Source organism: Prescottella agglutinans (assembly GCF_004011865.1).
GTDB classification, from domain to species: Bacteria; Actinomycetota; Actinomycetes; order Mycobacteriales; family Mycobacteriaceae; genus Prescottella; species Prescottella agglutinans.
The window spans coordinates 34,834-53,997 of record NZ_RKLP01000013.1; the positions used below are offsets into that span (position 1 = coordinate 34,834).

A 19,164-nucleotide genomic window follows, 5' to 3' on the forward strand; every position below is an offset into this window, starting at 1 on the left:
CGACGTCCTGGATGAGAGGGTCGATTCGCGACCCGGGACGAAGGAGTGAACACATGAAGTACATGCTGATCATGCGCGCCACCGACGAGGCCGTCGAGGCATACAAGGATGTCCCGTTCGAGCAGGTCATCGAGCAGATGGGCCGGTTCAACGAAGACCTGATGAAGGCGGGTGTCCTGCTGGCCGGCGAGGGCCTCTCGGACGCGGAGGAGGGCTTCGTCGTCGACTTCTCCGGTGAGACCCCGCTGGTCACGGACGGCCCCTACGGGGAGACGAAGGAACTGTTCAACGGCTTCTGGATCCTCGAGGTCGCGTCGAAGGAGGAGGCGGCCGAGTGGGCCAAGCGGGTGCCGCTGGGTCCGGGCGCGAAGATCGAGGTGCGCCGGGTGACCGGTGTCGAGGACTTCCCGCAGGACAACGAGTGGATCCAGAAGGAAGAGGGCTGGCGCGAGGAGCTCGAGGGCCGCAAGGCGTGAGCGTATGAGCGATTCGCGGACGGAGCGCCACGCGGACCCGGTGGAGTCCGCGCGGCGCTCCGTCGCGGCGGTGTGGCGCATCGAATCGGCGCGCATCGTCGCGACGCTCACCCGGGCGGTGGGCGACTTCGGGCTCGCCGAGGACCTGGCGCAGGAGGCGCTGGCCGACGCGCTCGCCCAGTGGCCCGAGACGGGCGTCCCGGCGAACCCGGGCGCCTGGCTGACGACGGTCGCGAAACGCAAGGCGATCGACGGCTGGCGACGGCAGGAGCGCTACGACGAGCGCCTCGCGGCCATCGCCCGCGACCTCGAGGCCGACGAATCACATTCCGTCCCCGACGAACTGCCCTGGGACCCGGACCGCATCGACGACGACGTGCTCCGGTTGGTGTTCGTCGCGTGCCACCCGGTGCTCTCGCGGGAGGCGCGGGTGGCGCTGACGCTGAAGGCGGTCGGTGGCCTGTCGAGCGAGGAGATCGCGCGGGCGTTCCTGGTCCCCACGGCCACCGTGCAGCAGCGGATCGTGCGGGCGAAGAAGACCCTGTCCGCGGCCGGGGTGCCGTTCGCGGTGCCCGAGCGCGCCGAGTTCGGGGACCGGCTGGGCGCGGTCCTGGGCGTGCTGTACCTCGTGTTCAACGAGGGGCACGCGGCGAGCGCCGGCGACGAGTGGATGCGGCCGGACCTGGGCCGCGAGGCGCTGCGGCTCGGCCGCAGCTTGGCCGAACTGGTGCCCGACCAACCCGAGGTGCACGGCCTGGTCGCGCTGATGGAGCTCACGGCGGCGCGCTTCCCGGCGCGCGTCGACGCGAACGGTGACCCGGTGCTGCTCGCCGACCAGGACCGCCGCCGGTGGGACCGCGGCGCCATCGTGCGCGGCCGCGCCGCCCTGGCCCGCGCCGACGCCCTCGGCCGCGGGCGCGGCGCCTACGGGTTGCAGGCGGCGATCGCGGAATGTCATGCGCTCGCGGCGTCCGTCGACGACACCGACTGGGACCGGATCGTGCTGCTGTACGAGGCGCTGGGTCGACTCGCGCCGTCGCCGGTCGTCGACCTCAACCGCGCGGTGGCCGTGGCGATGGCCACCGGACCCGACGCGGCACTCGAGATCGTCGACGGTCTGGTCGCGGACGGGCGACTTGCCGGCTACCGGCTGCTGCCCGCCACCCGTGCCGAACTGCTGGTGCGCGCCGGCCGGCCGGCGGAGGCACGCGCCGAGTTCGAGGCGGCGGCACGGCTGACCGGCAACGAGCGGGAACGAAAGAACCTGTTGGACAGGGCCGCGGCGGCGCATCCCGGCGAATAGGACAGCGCCGGTGTCGATTTCGTATCGAGCGGAGCAAGCTTCGCCCGGCGGGTTCCGATCCGCGCGATGCTGGGGTGTCGGGGCGTGCGCGCGGTGGGGCGATCACGGATCCGGCGCAGTCGGGCCCAGGAGATCGCCATGGTCACATACGCAAGCCGTCCGCTGGTTCTGATCCGCGGATTCGGCGGCCTCGACGTCGCGGACGAGAGAAGCAGTGCCTACCAGGGTTTCAACGACGGCACCGTGTACGAGAAGAAGCGCGGCGACAACTACATCTACGAGGGATTCGTCCTGCGCGCGTTGAAATCCGACAGGTATCGCTATTCCGACGCGACGAACGTGATCGGCTACTACAAGGCTCCGGTCGAGGCCCCGGACGAGCACGACGGGTTCGACGCGGGCGACGTCAGCGGCACGGTGGCCATCGATCCGGGGACGGCGGCCCGCGTGCTGGCCGGCGCCCCGCCCAGCACGATCTGGGTGTACCGGTACTACGACCTCGAGCCGCGCTCCCTCGCCCGGTACGGCGCCGGCCTGGTGCGGTTGTTCGACCTGATCGAGATCGGAATGAAGAAGAACGGCATCACCTTCAGCGGAATCGACGTGGTGGCGCACAGCATGGGCGGGCTTGTGGTGCGCGAGGCGCTGCTGGCGCTCGAACGGCGGCAACCGAACTCGGCACAGGACCTGATCCACCGGATCGTCACCCTGGGCACACCGCATCGGGGCATCGCCTTCCAACGCATCCCGCGGTGGATCCTCGACGCCCTCCCGTTGGCGCAGGACGCGTCCGACGAGTTGGCCTCGTTCTCGCCGTCCAGCACGCGGTTCCTGGAGATCGAGAAGGCATTTCCGGTCGATCGGATCCTCACCGTGGTGGGCACGAACTACCGGGCATACGGCGCGACGGCGGCGTCGTTCGCCAACCGGTTGTCGAATCTGTTCGACGGCGGCACGCTGGAGACGAACCGAAGCGACGGCCTCGTCAAACAGTCTGCGGCGCAACTACCCGGCGCTCCGAGAGCATTCGTGCACAAGTGTCACGGAGGCGTGGACTCGCTGGTGACCGCGCGCGAGTCCTACGAGATCGCCATGCGCTTCTTCCACGGCACCCATCGGGTCCGGCTGTGGCTCGACCGGGCCGACATCACGCGGGGCGGCGACTGGTTCGGCAGGAGCGAGTTCTACCTCGGCGTGTCGATCAAGCCGCGCTATGTGGACTTCGAATTGTTCCACCAGAGCAGCGAGGCGGAGAACTGCTACGGACCGTGCCGAAGGGAGGACCTCGCCGACACTCTGCCGGACCTCGAGCAGGAACTCCGAAAGCCGCTGGCGGCGACCGGTGACGACACGACGGGGTGGGCGGGACCGGAGCGGCTGCTCTGGGAGGGGTGGGTCGACGCCGGCGACAAGGTGGAGGAGTCGGCGCCCGGGCTGGTGTTCCGACTCGACCTGTACGTCGGTGAGCGCGACACCCGCGGAATCGGCTTCTCCGACAACCTGATCTTCGGCAAGCAGTACTACGCGCAGGTGTTCCCCCAGCCGGGCGGCCCGAGGATGTTCCTGCACACCTCGGAGAGGTACCTGGGCGGGTCGGGCCTGGACTCCCCCGACGAGATCGACCGGATCGCGACCGACGACCCCCGCGACGACGTGCAGCGCGCCCGGCGGACCGCTCGGGGACACTGGACCTTCGACGTCGGCGGCACCGGGTTCGCCGGCACCGTCAGGTTGGCGATCGACGCCGTGTGACGCTCAGCTGGCGTCGTCGAGCAGGCCGAGGCGCCGGAGGTCGGCGACGTACTTGTCGACCAACGGAGACGTCAGGTGGGGCACGTCCGACGTCTCGCCGATCCCGGCGGATCGCACTGCGGCACGGAATCTCTCGGTGGACATCCGCCCTCCCGAGGTCGGCGGTGCCGGCTCGGCGTACGCGTCCAGCAGCGGGAGGACGGAGTGCCGCCGCTGCTTGTCCGGCAGCGATTCGATCGCCGACCGGAATCGGCGCAGCCATTCGCCGTAGTCGTCGATCCGCTCGATGTCGTGCCCCGACTCGATCAGCCAGTCGACGAACCGGTCCAGCGAGATGTCGTCGTCGTGCGTGTTGAGCACGTTGTAGGTGTGGTAGCCGGTGGTGGCGTCGGCGCCGAGCGTGGTGACGGCCTCGGCGGTGAAGTCGGCGGGCAGCCCGTCGTAGTGGGCCCGCTGCCGGTGGCCGTTGACATCGAGTCGGTAGAACGAGCGCGGCGCGAGGCCGGTCGCCACGATGCTCAACAGGAGGCGGGTGAACATATCGGGCACGTTGAGCTGGCCGACGTAGTGGGTGTGCGCGAGAATCATGTCGGACCGGAACACCACCACGGGGAGCCCGCAGAGGTCGTGTGCGTCGCGCAGCAGTACCTCACCCGCCCATTTACTGGTCGCGTAGCCGTTGGCGTACGAATCATCGAGCGGCCGAACCGGACTCGCTCGACGCACGTCGTCGTCCTCGGTCATCGAGCCGCCTCCGGGCAGGGCCGCCACCGCGACGGTGGAGATGTAGTCGACGCGCTTGAGTCTCGTCGAGAGGGCCAGCTTCACGATCTCCGCGGTCCCGACCACGTTGGGGCCGAACAGCTGGCGGTAGGGCAGCACGTGGTTCACCAGCGCCGCGCAATGCACGATCAGGTCCACCGACCGTGCGAGGCGGTCCCAGGTGGAGCCGTCGAGGCCCAGATCGGCCTCGGCCAGGTCCCCCGCCAGTACCTCGAGATGGCGGTCGGCGAGCGCGCGGAAATGCTCCGACAGTTCGGCGTCGCCGCTGTCGATAGCGTTCTCGATCCGCCGGCGGGCCTCTTCCGCGTCGGCGCCGCGCGCGATGCAGATGAGCGTGCCACCGCTGCGCGCGAGGCGCTCGAGCCACGCCAGGCACAGGAAGCGGCCGAGGTACCCGTTGGCGCCGGTCATGAGGACGGTCCGCGCGGTGGCGGTCGGTGCCGGTAGGGCGGGCGCGGCGGCCAGCGTCGCGGTGTCGATGAACTTGCCGAGTTCGAGGTCCTCTGCGCGGGCCAGTTCGGCGTCGCGGCCGTGGACGGATGCGAACGTGGGGCGTGTGGATGTCGAACGGCGTTCGCGATCAACGTAATTCGAGATGGTTGTCAGATTCGCGGTGGGGCCGACGATGGTCTGTACCGGTACGTCCACCTGGAACACCTGACCGAGCAGGGTCGCGAACGAGAACGCGGACAGGGAATCCCCGCCCAGGTCGGCGAATCGAACGTCGTCGGGCAGTTCCGGCGACATGGGTAGCCCGAGCGTGACCGCGGCGGCCCGGCGGACCGTCGCGAGGGTGGGGACGGCCGCGGCGTCGGCCCGCAGTCGGTCCAGATCGGCGTCCTGCCCCTCGGCGATCTCGGTGTACATGCGTTCGAGACGCTCCCCGTAGCGGGCCTTCAGCGCCGGCCGCAGCAGCTTGCCGACACCCGAGAGCAGGCCGTTCGTCCGGGTGAACGGTTCCGGTTCGATCAGGAAGTCCCGCGGAATCTCGTACGGGTTCAGGGCGTGCTCCTCCGCTTCCCGTCTCATCTCGTCGGCGATCGACGTGCGCAGATCACCCTCCGCGGCATCGGGATTCGGCACGATCACGGCGAGCAGGAAGGATCGTTCGCTGCTGCCGTAGAGGAAGATCTGCCGGATGTGCGGGCAGGTCGCGTAGGCGGCCTCGAGCGCCGACACCGCGACGAACTCGCCCTGCGAGAGCTTGATGACGTTGTTCCTTCGGTCGAGGTAGACGAGATGATCGGGCGCGACCTCCGCCATGATGTCGCCGGTGCGGTAGAAACCGTCCGGATCGAAGATGTCCGCGGACATCTCGGGATGCTTGTAGTAGCCGGGAATCAGGTTGGCGGACTTCACCAGTAGCTCACCACGCGGGTACGGCCGATCGGTGGTGCGGTACTCCAGTTCGGGAACGTCCACGAGCTTGTAGTCGGTAACCGGTGGGCGCAGGATCGTGCCGTTGCGCATCACGCCTCCGCTGGTCTCGGTCGACCCGTAGCCGTCGGAGACGGGGACGTCGAGGGTGGACTCGACGAAGTCCCGCATCTCGCTCGACAGCGGCGCACTGCCGCACAGGGCCGCGAGCACCCGGCCGCCCAGAACGTCGTCGCGCAGCGCGCTCTTCACGCTGTCGGCGGCATCGTCGCCGGCGTGCCGCCGGTCCAGCTCGCTGCGGTATCGACGAAAGATCATGTCGCATATGCGCGGAACGAGATTGAGTGCGGTCGGCCGCACCAGCGAGAGGTCGTCGAACAGGGTGGCCATGTCGCTGCGGGCGGTGAAGTATCCGGTACCTCCGGATGCCAGTGTGGTGATCAACCAGCCGAGGCCGAAGACGTGGCTGAGCGGCATGTACTGCAGGTGGATGGCCGGCAGGCGGCCGTCGACGTCCTCGGTCGGGCCGGACGGGCGCAGCCACAGCCGCGTCATCATGTCGGCCGTGTACATCGCCCCTTTCGGGGTGCCGGTGCTGCCCGACGTGTAGATCAGCGAGGCCAGCGCGTCGTCGCCCGCGGACGCCACGAACGCCGGAACGTCGGGGAGGGCCCGGCCGGTGTCGAGGTCGTGTGAGAGGGGCCCGACCTCGATCGTGCGGCCCGCGTAGGCGAGGCGGGCCCGCGCGGCCTCGTAGCGCGCGCGTTGCTCGTCGTCCCCGTCGTCGTAGTCGAACACCACCAGGCGTTCGATCGACGGTGCATCGATCGCGACGTCGACGGCGGTGTCGATCGCGTCGATCCCGGCGGCGAGGAGCCGCGGTGACGTCTCGCCGACGATCGGCGCCAGCTGTCCGGCCGGAGCGCTGCTCTGCAGCGGGACGAACACCGCACCCAGGTGCAGGCAGGCGAGGTAGATCAGCGCGTAGTCGACACTGGTGAAGCCCAGTACCGCCACGAAGTCACCGGGATCGATCCCGGTGTCGGTGCGCCACGCGCCGGTCAGTGCCGAGATGCGATCGTGCAGCTCCCGATAGGTGATCGTCTCGAAGCTGGGCAGCAGACTGGTGGTCGTGTGTCCGTTCGCGTCCCGCGTCAGTGTGTGGGCGCGCTGTCCCAGCGCGGCGCGGTCGGCGTAGCCGTCGAGGTAGGTGTCCACAACCTCGGTCAGCCGCAGCCCGGGTCTGTGCGCGGCCGCGGTCACCTGGTGCGACGGTGCCGCCGCCCGGAACTGCGGATCGGTCGCGTACAGCTCTCGGACGCGTCCGACAAATCGTTCATCTCGGGAAGTCTGTGCGGTCATGACTGTCCTCCGGAGGCCATTATCCTCCGCCATGGCACCCGGCCGGGACCACACGATGTAACGCGGCCACGCAACCGTCCGACGTCAGTGTTGACGTGACGCGCGGTACGGGGGGTCTGTCCACGCGTAATCGGTGAGTCGGGTTTGGGGAGTGGACATGACTATTCGCGGTTTCTTCGAGCGGCACCGGACTGCGACGGGGGTGATCACCCCCGCCGCATTGGGTGTGGCACTGCTGGTGGCCCTGACGTGGGCGTTGTGGTCGGCGCCGCCGCGCACCATCGAAACCGAACTGACGGCGTCGACCGCCGACTGTCACGACATGGTCACCCTCTCGATCGCCGGCCGCGGTGACACCCCGCGCCCGGGCACCACGAAGATGCTCGTCGACGCCAACGGCAGGGAACTGCCCGCGGCGTCGGCCGACGATTACGTCAGCACGTGGATCGACCAGGCGTCCAGCGCGCCGCTGAAGGCTGTCGCGCCGGGGTCGTATGCCGCGATGTACATCGCCTACCCGGCGGACATGTCGAGCTACGAGAACTCGGTGAACACCGGGGTGGCGAACGCCGAGTCGGTGATCCGGGCGATCCGCCTGTCGTGCCCGGACACCAAGTTCGCCATCGTCGGCTACAGCGAGGGCGCCGACGTCGCCCGTCGCGTCGCGATGAACGTCGGCCACCAGGAGGCGGACGCCGACGGCAAGTACGGGCTCGTGGATCCGGCGAACGTCGTCGGCGTCGTCATCGTTGCCGACGCCGGCCGCGATGCCGGCCAGGGCCCGTTCCCGGGCGCGCAGAACCCGTTCAGCAACCCGGACGGATTCGACCTGAAGTACCAGAACGGCAAGAAGCCCGTCCCCGGTCAGGGCGTCACGCCGGACACCGGCGGCTCCGACTTCGGTGCCCTCGCCGGTCGGGTGGCGTCGTTCTGCTCGGATGGTGACCTCACCTGTGCTGCGCCGCAGAACATCTCGCTGCTGCAGCTGGTGGTCAACGTGGGGCGGCAGCTGAACATCGACGCACTCGAGCGCGAGCAGTTGACCCCCGCGACCGGCATGGACGTCGCGACGGTCCTGTCGCGCATCGCGCTCAACGCGTTCGCGGAGATCAACTCTCAGCCCGACTGGATGCAGGGCGACCAGACGTTCCTGCAGGTGCTGCTCCAGGTGTCCGATCCGTCGTACCAGGGGCCCAGCACGACCACACCGACCACGACACCGACCACGCCGCCGACGACGACCGAGTCGGGTACGACGCCGGGTGAGACGGATTCGATCTCGACCGACAAGATGTCGCCGCTGGCCTACCTGCCGCAGAAGCTGTTCAAGGAGATCGTCGGCCTCATCGTGACGAACCAGAACACCATCCCGGTGATCATGAGCGATCCGTACCAGCTGACGCTGGCCCGCGACGTCGGGCACCACTTCGACTACTGGCGCGATGCCGACCCGGCGAACGGCAAGCCGCTGACGTCCGCCGACTACGCCGCCGCGTGGCTGACACACCTGGCGAAGCAGGCGCAGGCCGGCCAGCAGGTGAACCCGTCGGCGAAGCTGACCGCCACCGAACTGTCCGCCGCGCTGAGCGAGGTCACCGCGTCCTCGGCCGATCCGTCGTCCGCGTCGGCCGCACCGTCCGACGGATCGTCGGCGCAGCCCACCGCCGACGCGGCGGCGGGGACGTCCGGGCCCACCGAGACAGTGTCGCCGGCCCCCGCGCCGCCGACCACGGAACCGGAGGCCGCGACGTCGGAGACCCCCGAGACGACGGATACTCCGGTCGCGCCGCAGACCACGGCGCCCCAGACGGATTCGACCGTTCCGGCGGCGCGCACGACCACCGCGGCCCCGACGACGACGCCCACCACGACCGTCACCTCGGCACCGAGTCGGTAGAGCGGTCGATCCGACCGGAACGCGGGCCCCGGCCGCTCACTCCCGAGCGGCCGGGGCCTCCGCGACGGTGACCAACCCGCCGTGGGTGGACTCGTCGAACGCCATGAGCGCCACCGACAGGTGCAGCGGCTTCCACTCGCCGTCCAGGCCCCGGAACCGGATGACTCCCTCCACGTTTCGATGCGCGAGGTCCCGCACCATCGCCTTCGCGATCGGCAGGTCGTCGGGATGCATCGCCGGGTCCGGTTCGCCCACGGCGTCGCCCCACGCGATGCCCGGCATTGGGCGGTCGCGCCACTTGATCAGCGTCAACCGCTTGAGGTCCACGTACGCGTGGTACTCGCCGGGTGCCAGGACCGCGTCGAGCACCCGGTGCTCGAGAATCACGGGCGGTGGGGCCGAGGGAACGCCGTCGGCCGGACCGATGTCGTGGGTGATGCCCCGCAGGATGACCTCGCGCCGATCGCTCGCGGGGTCCGGCCTCTCCTCGAGCATCCGGCAGGAGAAGTGCGCCGCCCGTTCGCTGCCGTCGTCACGCCGCACCTTCCACACCGCTTGATGCTCGGTGCCCGGCTCGGACTGCACGATCTTCGCGAGCGCCTTGCCCTCGTCGTGGTTCGTGACGAGACGGTTGAACGCTCCCGCCAGTGCGGCCTCGGACCGGCGATCCTCCGGCGCGACGCCGTACAGATCGAACAGGTCCTCGCTGCCGCTCGCCTTGCCGGCGGTCAGATTGAAGTGCCAGGCACCCGCGGGATCCCGCCCGGGCGGGGTGTCGTCGACGTTCCCCCGCCACAGGTGCACCCCGTGGAGGCGGGATTCGGAATTGAGCAACGGTTCCACGACGATTCGCTTGCGGCCGTCGTCCGACACCTGGTCGATCCGGCGGTGGTGCGGGTCGGCCATGACACCCAGGACCGCGGAACGAACGTCGTCGAGGGATCGGTTGGCCTGGCCTCGACGGACCTTGAAGTGCTGTTCGAGCGGCACGAACGGCTTGGGCGTGGACCCTACGCCGATCAACGAGGGCTCTCCTCCCCCGAAAGTACTGATCAGCAACCACTCCGTTGCCATGCTTCATCGACCCCCTGTGTCATGCGACGGCCCCACGGACGGGACGGCCGTCGACTCCTCCCCGGAAAGGACCCCGCAGGCTAGCCTGCGCGCCGCTTCACCGCCGGCAGCAACCACTGGTACGCCGGGCCGAGTACCCGGGTGACCGCGTCCACGACGCGGGCGTCCGGCCCGACGAGCACCCGTGCCCGCCCGCGTTCGACGCCGCGCAGGATCACCCGGGCGGCCTCGGCGGGATCGGTGCGGGCGATCCGGCGGTCGAACGAGTCGACCACCTCGCCGAGGTCGACGCCCGGTGCGGCGGTGGCGGTGCGCGCGATGGACGTTCGGACCCCACCCGGAAAGACGCAGGTCACCTTGACGGGGTGCCCGGCGCTGTCCATCTCCTGACGCAGTGCCTCGGTGAAACCGCGAACCGCGAACTTGGCTGCGTTGTAGGCCGAGTACCCGGGCGCGGCCATCAGCCCGAAGGCGGACGACAGGTTCACGACGTGCCCCCGATCCGACCGCAGGATGTGCGGCAGGAACGCCGTGGTCCCGTGTACGACGCCCCAGAAGTCGACGTCCATGACCCGTTGGACGTCGCCGTACTCCGACGCCAGAACCTCACCGGTGTAGAGGATTCCGGCATTGTTGATCACCGCGTCGACGCGGCCGAACCGTTCGGCGGTTTCGGCCGCGAAGGCGGTCACCGCTTCGCGGTCCGTCACGTCGACGACCGTCGCCGACACCCGGGCCCCGGTCTCTGTGCAGCGTTCCGCGGTTTCCGTGAGGGGCCCTTCGACGTTGCCGGACAGGGCCAGGACGGCGCCCGACTGTGCCAGCTGGATCGCCAACTCGCGGCCGATGCCGGTGCCCGCGCCGGTGATGGCCACGACACGACGATCGAAGTACCCCAACGAACTCCCCTTCGTCCCACTCCAGTGCTCCACTGTGACTACCAGATGCGGACGTGAACTGCACGTCGCGGGGATGCGATCGCGATGACGGGGAACACCTTTCACGAAGGCGGTGACCACCGGGCGGGCCGTCCGCGTCGGGGTTTCGGACGGATCGCCCGGTGGCCGTACGGCTCGACGTGCGCGGGAACCCGCGTCGTGGGCCGAGCCGAGTCGAGGGGCGGCGTCACCGGTCGCGATGGGATGCGTGTTCGGAGGAACGCCGAATCGACAAGTCGTGGAACAGCGCTACAAGCAGACCCGACGTCGACAAGGCTGCAGGAGACCCCGAGGGGCGCGCGTGTGCACTGTAGGCCATCGAGAGTGGCCCCGGCAACAACCGCGGCGTGTCGGAAGCGGGAGTCGGAGGCCCGGACGGTGGCGTCGGAAGGGGTCCGGCGCCACCGTCCGGCCGCGGCCCGCCAGGTCGGGGGTCCGGGGGGCCGCGGTTACCGGCCGGATGGACCGGCCAGCAATCCGAACGCTAGTTGGGTTCCCCGCGGGGGTGTAGGGGGATTTGCCCCGTCCCGGGACGGGGGTCGCCGTGGTGCTTCCCCCTCGACGCGTCACGCGTTCGGGGCGGCGTCCGACTCCGGCGCGAGGGTGAAGTAGTTCTCCTCCTCCTGCACGAAGTGCAGACGCAGCAGGGCGTGCAGCCCGTACAGGCACGCGAGCAGGTCGTCGACCTGGTCGGCGGCGATCCCGCCGGCCTCGTCGGCCCGGGCGAGGTGGGTGCGCAGCCGTCGGGCCAGCCGGTCGATCTCGGCGTGCATGCGGCTCATCGTCGCGGTGGCCTCGACGTTGCCCAACGGCGTCGCCAGCGCCGGGTACAGCTCGCGGTCCTCGGCCTCCTCGTGCGGCAGCAGGGTGTCGAAGAGGAACGCGTCGACCCGTCGCAGCGCGTCGTGTGCCCCGGGCAGGTCGCCGGTCGCGAGGAGGTCCGCGGTGTCCCGCAGGATCGACAGCTGGTCGCGCAGTTCGTCGTGCTCGGCGGAGAAACGGTGCAGCATCGCCTCCGTGTCCTCCGGCAGCGGGATCTCCTCGGCGCGGTCGCCGCGGAGCGCGCGCAGGGCGTTGAGGATCACCGCGACGTCGATGCCTTCCTGCAGCAGGGCGCCGGCCGCCGGCGGCAGCAGCCCGAACGCGGCGAAACCCATGGCCACCAAGGACAACCCCATTCCGACGGTCGCGCTCTGAACGGCTATCCGTCGGGAGCGTCGCGCGATCGCCATGGCGTCGGCGAGGTGGTCGAGGCGGTCGGTGGTGAGGACGACGTCCGCGGCCTCCGATGTGGCCGTCGACCCGCGGGCGCCCATGGCGACGCCGACGGTCGCGGCCGCCAGCGCCGGTGCGTCGTTGACACCGTCACCGACCATCACGGTGACCGCCCGGTCGCGTTCGGCGCGGACGCCCGCGACCTTGTCGGCCGGGGTCTGCTCGGCGCGGACGTCGTCGAGTCCGAGGACGGACCCGATCTCCTCGGCGGGTTCGCGCCGGTCCCCGGTGAGCATGACCAGTCGGTTCAGGCCGGCCGCGCGCAGGCGCCGGAGTGTGCGGGACGCGTCGCGACGCACCGGGTCGACCAGCAGGATCGCGCCGGCGAGGGCGCCGTCGACGGTCACCCACGCGATCGCGGCGCCGTCGAGCGCGGCCCGACCGTGCGCGGACCGTGCCCAGCCGGGAGCGTCGTCGCGCAGGCTCAGGGTGCCGACGGTGACGCGGTGGCCGTCGACGGTGGCGGTGACGCCGGTTCCGGCTTCCTCGTCCACGTCGGTCGGCAGGGCCAGGGCGAGGCCCCGCATCCTGGCCTCCTGCACGATCGCGTCGGCGAGCACGTGCGGGGACAGTTGATCGGCCGACGCGGCCAGGCGTAGCACCTCGGTGGCGTCGCCGTCCGGTGCGGTGAGCACGTCGGTTCCGGTGGGGCGGCCGGTGGTGAGGGTTCCGGTCTTGTCCATCACCAACGTGGTTGCGTGACCGAGGTTCTCGAGCGCACCGCCGCTGCGGATGACGACGCCGAGACGCGATGCACGCGAGAGCCCGGACACGATGGCAACCGGTGCGGCCAGCAGCAGCGGGCACGGCGTCGCGACGACGAGTACCGCCACGGCGCGGGTCGCCGAACCGCTGAAAAGCCAAGCGGCGCCGGCCACGGCGAGCGCGAGTGGCAGGAACCAGGCCGCGATGCGGTCCGCGATCCGCACCACGGGCGCGCTCTCGGCGGCGGCGTCGCGGGCCAGTCGCACGATGCCCGCGTACGTGCTGTCCTCGGCGGTGGCGCGCGCCTGCATCTCGAAGGCCGTTCCGGCGTTGACGATTCCGCTGCGAACGGCCTCGCCGCGGCGTCGCTGGACGGCCAACGGCTCGCCGGTGAGGACGGATTCGTCCAGCACGGCCGAATCGGACGTGACCCAACCGTCGACCGGGACCACCTCGCCCGGGCCGACCACGAGGGCGTCGCCGGCCGCGACGTCGTCGAGCGGAACGGTTTCCACGTCGTCGCCGGTCCGGAGCCGCGCGGTGCGCGGGGCGTGGTCGAGCAGCGACCGCAGGTCCTTCGTCGCGCGCCGCTCCGCCGCGGCGTCCAGGGCCTGCCCGGTGGCCAGCATGACGCCGATGAGCGCCCCGGCGAGGTACTCCCTCACCAGCAGCGTGCCGACCAGGGACAGGACGGCGATGAGGTCCACGCCGACGCGATGGCGGCGGAGAGCGTCGATCACCCACCAGGTTGCGGGCACGATCGCGACGACCGTTCCGGCGATCCAGCACGCGTCGGCGACGTCGTCGGCGTCGGCGAGCCACGCGATCGCGCCCGCGACGAGCGCCGTGAGCGTGACCACCAACAGGGCGGGTTCCTTCAGGCGGCGCAGGCGATCACGTCGCCGGGACCGTGCATCGGACACTGCATCGACCATGGCGCTCCCCGGTTCGTGGGTGTCACCTCGACGGTACCGCGCCCGCGGGTCACGACTCGGCACGTTCTGTTGCGTTCGGCGCGCGGGAACGTGAATGCGGCGCTACTTTCTGAATGTCCGATTCGATCCGGCGTTCGGGGTATGCACCATGACGGAGATGGAGATGCGGCCGGCACGGTCTGCCGTGCAAGAACCATTCGATCCCGGCGACAGATGGGTGCCGGTCGACCGGCGGTGGCTGGGCCTCGACCGCCGGACGATTCTCCCGGCGCTCGTGGTGCTCGCTCTGGCCCTCCTGATGGGCAGCGTGCTCCCCGCGATCAACCAATCGGTGGCCTACGACGACAAGGTCGCCGCCGGCGACGTCATCGAGGTCGACGGCGGCGTCACGTTCGTGCCCCCGGTGGGGTGGGGCATCACCGACGGCGTGCGGTCCGGGCAGCGTCCGGTGAGCGGGTCGTATCCCGACACCGCGACGGTCGTGGACGGCGACGTCTCGTTCTCGATCAAGACGGCACCGTTCCAGGGGGACGCGAACGCCCTGCTCGAGCAGATCCGGACCACGACCACCGCATTGGACGGGAGCCAGGGCTTCCACTTCACCAGCGAGCCCACCGATATCGTCACGGCGAGCGGAGACCGCGGCGTCGCCGCACGGTTCCAGGGCGCCCGCTCGGACGGCTTGATCGCGGCCTTCGTCTTCGGTGACCGCGGCGTGCAGGTGACCGCGTACGGGTCCCCGGACGCCATCGACAACCCCACCGCGGAGATCGCGGCGATGATCGCCGGCATCGAGTATGCGAACGAGGGGAAGCGATGATGTCCAGTACCGCAACCGATCTCGAGATCCAGCGCGCGACCGCGATCCACGATTCCGGCTGGAGTCGGTCGTTCACGTTCTACCAACCGCGCAATCTGGCCTTCTGGGCCTACCTGCTGCTGGTGGTGACCGGGACGGTCACGTTCGTCTCGGCACTGATCAGCTCGTACGACGCCTACCCCCAGGCGATCACTCTGGCGGTGGTCGTCTTCGCCCTCTACGGCGCCGTGTTCGGTTGGTTCACCCAACACATCGACCGTTATGCGCGCCAGCCCGTGAAGCTCATGGTGGTGGCGTTCGTGTGGGGCGGCTTCGCTGCGACCTGGGCGATGGCGGCACACGCCAACGACGCGATCCGTGCGCTGTACGCCAAGGCGCTCGGTCAGGCATGGTCGTTCGACTGGGGCGCCGGCCTCGCGGCACCGTTCACCGAGGAGATCGCGAAGGGCGCCGGCCTGGTGCTGTTGATCGCGATGGCGCCCAGGCTGGTTCGGACCGCTTTCGACGGCTTCATCCTGGGTGCCTTCATCGGCCTGGGCTTCCAGATCGTCGAGGACATCGCGTACGCGATGACGTCGGCCGGTTCGCAGTTCGGCGCGAATCAGGTGGACGCCGCCATGGGCACGATCGTCATGCGGATGGCGTTCGGGGTGACGGCCCACATTCTCTACAGTGCGGTGTTCTGCGCCGGACTCGTGTATCTGCTGGGCCGTCCCGCCGAGCCGCGGCGAGTGGGTCGTGGGCTCGCGTTGATGGCGAGTGCGATGGTCCTGCACGGGCTCTGGGACTCGGTGGGGGCGATCTCCGGCGGGAATCTCGTGCTGACCTATCTCCTGTTGGCGGGCATCGTGATCGTTGCGCTGGTCGTGGTGGTGCGGGTCTTCAAGATGACCGTGGCCCGTGAGCGTGATTTCCTGCGCGATATCGTCGCCCCCGAAGTGGCCGGCGGCGTTCTCACTGCGGAGGAGTTCGAGGCGATGTGCGGTGATCGCAAGACGCGCAAAGCCTTCCGTAAGGGTGCCGCTGATCACCGTGGCCGCGCGCGACGGGCTCACGTGCTCGAGGCCGCGTTCGACCTCGCCGACGAACTGGCGTCCGCGCACGGTGCGGACACCGATCGGGTGCAATTCGCGCGAAACGAGGTGGCCCGGATCCGGGCCGGGGAGCCGTCACCCGCTCTGTGACCTTCGCAGACGAGATTGCCTGTCATCGAGAGGAAATCGTGAAAACAGACATCAGTTGTGGACCGGCGTTCGCGTTCGCGGAGATCGATGTCCCGCCCGGAGGATCCGTCCGGGTCGAGGCCGGAGCGATGGCCATGATGCGCGGCGACATCGAGATCACCACGTCGACCCGCGGTGGCTTCATGAAGGGCCTGCGCCGCACGCTGGGCGGATCGAGCTTCTTCGTCAACGACTTCAGCAGCGAACGCGGTGGCATCGTGGCCGTCGCGGGGCCGCTGCCCGGCGACATCGCCGAGACCACCCTCGACGGTGAGACGGCGCTGCTCGTCCAGTCCGGCTGCTGGATGGCGTCCGACGCGACCGTGGACGTCGACTCCAAATGGGGCGGCAGCAAGGGCTTCTTCAGCGGTGCCGGGCTGGTCCTGCTGCGCTGCAGCGGAACGGGGGAGATCCTGCTGTCCAGCTACGGTGCCATCCGGCCGGTGACCCTCGCGCCGGACGAGACGATGACGCTCGACACCGGGCACGTCGTCGCGTTCGAAGAGACCGTGCAGTACCGCATCCGCAAGGCCGGTGGGTGGAAGTCGATGATCCTCGGCGGCGAGGGCATCGTCACCGAGTTCACCGGACCGGGACGCGTGTGGATGCAGACCCGCAGCACGGCGGACCTCGTCGACTGGCTACGTGCACGCATGCCGTCGAGCAGTTCCAGCAGCAGTAACGGCAGCTGAGCGGTGCGTCAGCCGGTTCCGCTCGGCGTCGTCGGCTGGACGTTCGCGAAGGTCAACGTGCCGTCGTCGACGGGAGTGTCCCGCAGGACCGATACGTCCCTGTAGTAGTCCGTGTTCAGGGTCCACGGGTCCTCGGTGCCGGCCCGCGGCAACCGCTGCTCTGCCCGCTGGATGTAACCGGAGGTGAGAGCGAGCAGCGGTTGGGTCTCCATGTCCGGCCGGTGGTTCTCGGCGACCGCCACCGTCGCACCGTGACGGTCCATCACGGTCAGCAACCGGCACAGGTATCCGGCGACGAGGTCGAGCTTGAGGGTCCAGGGGGCGTTGGCGTAGCCGATGGCGAACGAGAAGTTCGGGATGTCCGACAGCATCGTTCCCTTGAACATCACCTGCTTCGTGATGTCGACGGGTTCGCCGTCGAGGCGTAGTTCGATGCCGCCGAGTGCGAGCAGGTCGAGTCCTGTCGCGGTGACGATGATGTCCGCGTCGAGGTGTTCACCGGAGGCGAGTTGGACCCCGGTCTCCGTGAAGGTCTCGATCGTGTCGGTGACGACCGACGCCTTGCCCCTGCGGATCACCGCGAACAGGTCCCCGCCCGGGACGATGCACAATCGCTGGTCCCAGGGCTCGTAGCGGGGATTGAAGTGGGTGTCGACGTCGAAGTCCGCGGGTAGCCGACGCTTGTTGAGCCAGCGGATCACGGACCGGAACCGGTTCGGGAAGCGGCGCGCCAACTTGTAGATCCAGACGTTGAGCGCGATGTTCTTCTTCCGTGCGATCCGGTAGCCACGTTCGTCGCCGAGGACACGACGGAAGGCCTCGGCGAGCGAGTCCTCCGCCGGCAGCGGCAGGACGTACGACGGCGACCGCTGGAGCATCGTGACGTGCGCGGTTGCGTCGGCCATCGCCGGGATCAGGGTGACGGCGGTGGCTCCGGAACCGATGACGACCACCCGCTTGCCGGCGTAGTCGAGATCCGCGGGCCAGTGCTGCGGATGGACGATCGGGCCCGCGAAACGCTCGGCTCCGGGGAACTTCGGCGTGTAACCCTTGTCGTAGTTGTAGTAGCCACTCGCGCAGAAGAGCCAGCGCGCCGTGTACGTGACGGTCTCGGCTCCGTCACCGACGTGGGCGGTGACCGTCCAGCGCGCCTCCGTCGGTGACCAGTCGGCGCGAATCACCCTGTGGTTGTAGCGGATACGACGCTCGATGTCGTACTCGCGGGCGGTCTCGCGGATGTAGTCGAGGATGTCGGCGGCCGGTGCGAGCGCCTTGCGACCCCTCCACGGCTTGAAGTCGTACCCGTAGGTCTGCACGTCGGAGTCGGTCCGGGTCCCGGGATAGCGGAACAGGTCCCACGTGCCGCCGGACGCGGAGCGGGCCTCGAGAATCAGTAGCGACCGGTCCGGGTGTTCGCGGCGGAGTCGGGCCGCGACCCCGATCCCGGACAATCCGGCGCCGACGATGAGGACATCGAAGTGCTCGGGTGCGCCTGCGCCGGTCCCGTTCGGGCTGGAAGTGTGATCGCGACTCATCGGATCCTCCAGGGTCACGAGTGAACCACTGCTGTACTGCACGGTATCGCGATGAGCGTCGCGGCGCGACAGCTCGAACACCAGTCCGAAGAAGAGGGACGCGCCGCCGAGCGGTTCGTACGATCGGATCATGATCGAGGTTCCGGCCGCCCTCGCGGCTGCGCAACACAAGCACGGTGGTGCCGCCGGCCGGGCGTTCGTCGCGGCGCTCCCTCGGATCGCCGACGAGATGCTCGACCGTTGGGATCTCGCTCCGACCGGCGCTCCCATGCACGGCTGGGCCGCCCTGGTGCTGCCCGTCCGGGACGGCGACGGCCGGAACATGGTGCTCAAACTGCAGGCCGTCGACGAGGAGACCGCCGGAGAACCGGTGGCGTTGCGGATGTGGGCCGGAGACGCCGCGGTACGGCTCGAGGCGCACGACCCCGACACCGGTGCCATGCTCCTCGAGCGACTCGATTCCTCGCGGCACCTCTCGGGCGTGGAGGACTCGCGCGCCGCGGTACGAATCCTCGCCGACCTGCTGGCGCGCCTGACGGCGCACACCGCGCCCGACGGCATGCGCCGACTCGGCGATGTGGCCGGTGCGATGCTGCGGGAGACACCCGACGCCGCCGGCCGACTCGCAGATCCGGGCGATCGCCGCCTGCTGGCCGACTGCGCCGCGGCGGTCGGGGAGGTCGTGGCCGAGCCCGGCGACAGGTTGCTGCACTGGGATCTGCACTACGACAACGTCCTCGCGTCGGAGCGGGAGCCCTGGCTCGCCATCGACCCCAAGCCCCTCGCGGGTGATCCCGGGTTCGAGATCCTGCCCGCGTTGACCGACCGGTTCGACCCGGCGGAGGTGCTGTGGCGGTTCGACCTCATGACCGACGTCCTCGGCCTCGACCGCGAGCGTGCCCTGGCGTGGACGCTGGGCCGGATCCTGCAGAACGGGCTGTGGGATGTCGCGGACGGCGAGAGCCGCCTCGCCGAGATTCAGGTGGAGATCGCGCGAATCCTGCTGGCGCGCTGAAC

At 69.7% G+C, this 19,164-nt stretch carries 13 protein-coding genes; 8 read left to right on the forward strand and 5 right to left on the reverse strand.

What is annotated here, in order from left to right:
- Positions 1–53: 53 nt before the first annotated feature.
- From EGT67_RS22095 to EGT67_RS22105, 3 genes are all read left to right on the forward strand, one after another.
- Positions 54–476: a YciI family protein gene (locus EGT67_RS22095; protein WP_127918249.1), complete on the forward strand. Its 423-nt coding sequence runs from the start codon at positions 54–56 to the stop codon at positions 474–476.
- A gap of 4 nt (positions 477–480) precedes the next feature.
- A complete protein-coding gene (locus EGT67_RS22100; RefSeq protein WP_127918250.1) occupies positions 481–1,779 on the forward strand; it encodes an RNA polymerase sigma factor in 1,299 nt (432 codons plus the stop codon).
- A gap of 138 nt (positions 1,780–1,917) precedes the next feature.
- Complete coding sequence (locus EGT67_RS22105; RefSeq protein WP_127918251.1) at positions 1,918–3,531, forward strand: esterase/lipase family protein; 1,614 nt, start codon at positions 1,918–1,920, stop codon at positions 3,529–3,531.
- Positions 3,532–3,534: 3 nt separating this feature from the next.
- Here EGT67_RS22105 and car read toward each other — a convergent pair whose 3' ends face one another.
- Positions 3,535–7,053, reverse strand: coding sequence for a carboxylic acid reductase (gene car, locus EGT67_RS22110; RefSeq protein WP_127918252.1), 3,519 nt, complete (start codon positions 7,051–7,053; stop codon positions 3,535–3,537).
- 157 nt (positions 7,054–7,210) lie between these two features.
- On the opposite strand from car, the gene EGT67_RS22115 reads away from it, so the two are divergent.
- Positions 7,211–8,950 carry a cutinase family protein gene (locus EGT67_RS22115; protein ID WP_127918253.1) on the forward strand — a complete coding sequence of 580 codons (1,740 nt, stop codon included), beginning with the start codon at positions 7,211–7,213 and terminating at the stop codon, positions 8,948–8,950.
- A 36-nt stretch (positions 8,951–8,986) separates the two neighbouring features.
- On the opposite strand, the gene EGT67_RS22120 is transcribed toward EGT67_RS22115, so the two are convergent.
- From EGT67_RS22120 to EGT67_RS22130, 3 genes are all read right to left on the reverse strand, one after another.
- Positions 8,987–10,024: a GAF domain-containing protein gene (locus EGT67_RS22120; protein WP_127918254.1), complete on the reverse strand. Its 1,038-nt coding sequence runs from the start codon at positions 10,022–10,024 to the stop codon at positions 8,987–8,989.
- An 80-nt stretch (positions 10,025–10,104) separates the two neighbouring features.
- Positions 10,105–10,923, reverse strand: coding sequence for an SDR family NAD(P)-dependent oxidoreductase (locus EGT67_RS22125; protein WP_127918255.1), 819 nt, complete (start codon positions 10,921–10,923; stop codon positions 10,105–10,107).
- Between the two features lie 605 nt (positions 10,924–11,528).
- A complete protein-coding gene (locus tag EGT67_RS22130) occupies positions 11,529–13,877 on the reverse strand; it encodes a heavy metal translocating P-type ATPase (protein WP_127918256.1) in 2,349 nt (782 codons plus the stop codon).
- A gap of 148 nt (positions 13,878–14,025) precedes the next feature.
- On the opposite strand from EGT67_RS22130, the gene EGT67_RS22135 reads away from it, so the two are divergent.
- From EGT67_RS22135 to EGT67_RS22145, 3 genes are read left to right on the forward strand one after another with little or no spacing between them, the layout of a single operon-like run.
- Positions 14,026–14,697 carry an RNA-binding protein gene (locus EGT67_RS22135; protein WP_127918257.1) on the forward strand — a complete coding sequence of 224 codons (672 nt, stop codon included), beginning with the start codon at positions 14,026–14,028 and terminating at the stop codon, positions 14,695–14,697.
- Positions 14,697–15,881, forward strand: a complete 1,185-nt coding sequence (locus tag EGT67_RS22140) for a PrsW family intramembrane metalloprotease (protein ID WP_127918396.1) — start codon at positions 14,697–14,699, stop codon at positions 15,879–15,881. The genes EGT67_RS22135 and EGT67_RS22140 overlap by 1 nt, the downstream gene beginning before the upstream one ends.
- Before the next feature lie 38 nt (positions 15,882–15,919).
- A complete protein-coding gene (locus EGT67_RS22145; protein WP_164877638.1) occupies positions 15,920–16,612 on the forward strand; it encodes a TIGR00266 family protein in 693 nt (230 codons plus the stop codon).
- Between the two features lie 8 nt (positions 16,613–16,620).
- Here the strand turns inward: EGT67_RS22145 and EGT67_RS22150 are convergent, their stop codons facing one another.
- Positions 16,621–18,147, reverse strand: coding sequence for a flavin-containing monooxygenase (locus EGT67_RS22150; RefSeq protein ID WP_127918397.1), 1,527 nt, complete (start codon positions 18,145–18,147; stop codon positions 16,621–16,623).
- 130 nt (positions 18,148–18,277) lie between these two features.
- Here EGT67_RS22150 and EGT67_RS22155 point away from each other — a divergent pair, with 130 nt between their 5' ends.
- Positions 18,278–19,162, forward strand: coding sequence for an aminoglycoside phosphotransferase family protein (locus EGT67_RS22155; protein WP_127918259.1), 885 nt, complete (start codon positions 18,278–18,280; stop codon positions 19,160–19,162).
- Positions 19,163–19,164 lie beyond the last annotated feature (2 nt).

Coding starts and splice junctions, on each gene's coding strand:
- EGT67_RS22120 (WP_127918254.1), bottom strand. CDS start 10,024: ATGGCAACGGAGTGGTTGCTGATCAGTACTTTCGGGGGAGGAGAGCCC.
- EGT67_RS22115 (WP_127918253.1), top strand. CDS start 7,211: ATGACTATTCGCGGTTTCTTCGAGCGGCACCGGACTGCGACGGGGGTG.
- EGT67_RS22150 (WP_127918397.1), bottom strand. CDS start 18,147: ATGAGTCGCGATCACACTTCCAGCCCGAACGGGACCGGCGCAGGCGCA.
- EGT67_RS22140 (WP_127918396.1), top strand. CDS start 14,697: ATGTCCAGTACCGCAACCGATCTCGAGATCCAGCGCGCGACCGCGATC.
- car (WP_127918252.1), bottom strand. CDS start 7,053: ATGACCGCACAGACTTCCCGAGATGAACGATTTGTCGGACGCGTCCGA.
- EGT67_RS22105 (WP_127918251.1), top strand. CDS start 1,918: ATGGTCACATACGCAAGCCGTCCGCTGGTTCTGATCCGCGGATTCGGC.
- EGT67_RS22130 (WP_127918256.1), bottom strand. CDS start 13,877: ATGGTCGATGCAGTGTCCGATGCACGGTCCCGGCGACGTGATCGCCTG.
- EGT67_RS22095 (WP_127918249.1), top strand. CDS start 54: ATGAAGTACATGCTGATCATGCGCGCCACCGACGAGGCCGTCGAGGCA.
- EGT67_RS22135 (WP_127918257.1), top strand. CDS start 14,026: ATGACGGAGATGGAGATGCGGCCGGCACGGTCTGCCGTGCAAGAACCA.
- EGT67_RS22100 (WP_127918250.1), top strand. CDS start 481: ATGAGCGATTCGCGGACGGAGCGCCACGCGGACCCGGTGGAGTCCGCG.
- EGT67_RS22155 (WP_127918259.1), top strand. CDS start 18,278: ATGATCGAGGTTCCGGCCGCCCTCGCGGCTGCGCAACACAAGCACGGT.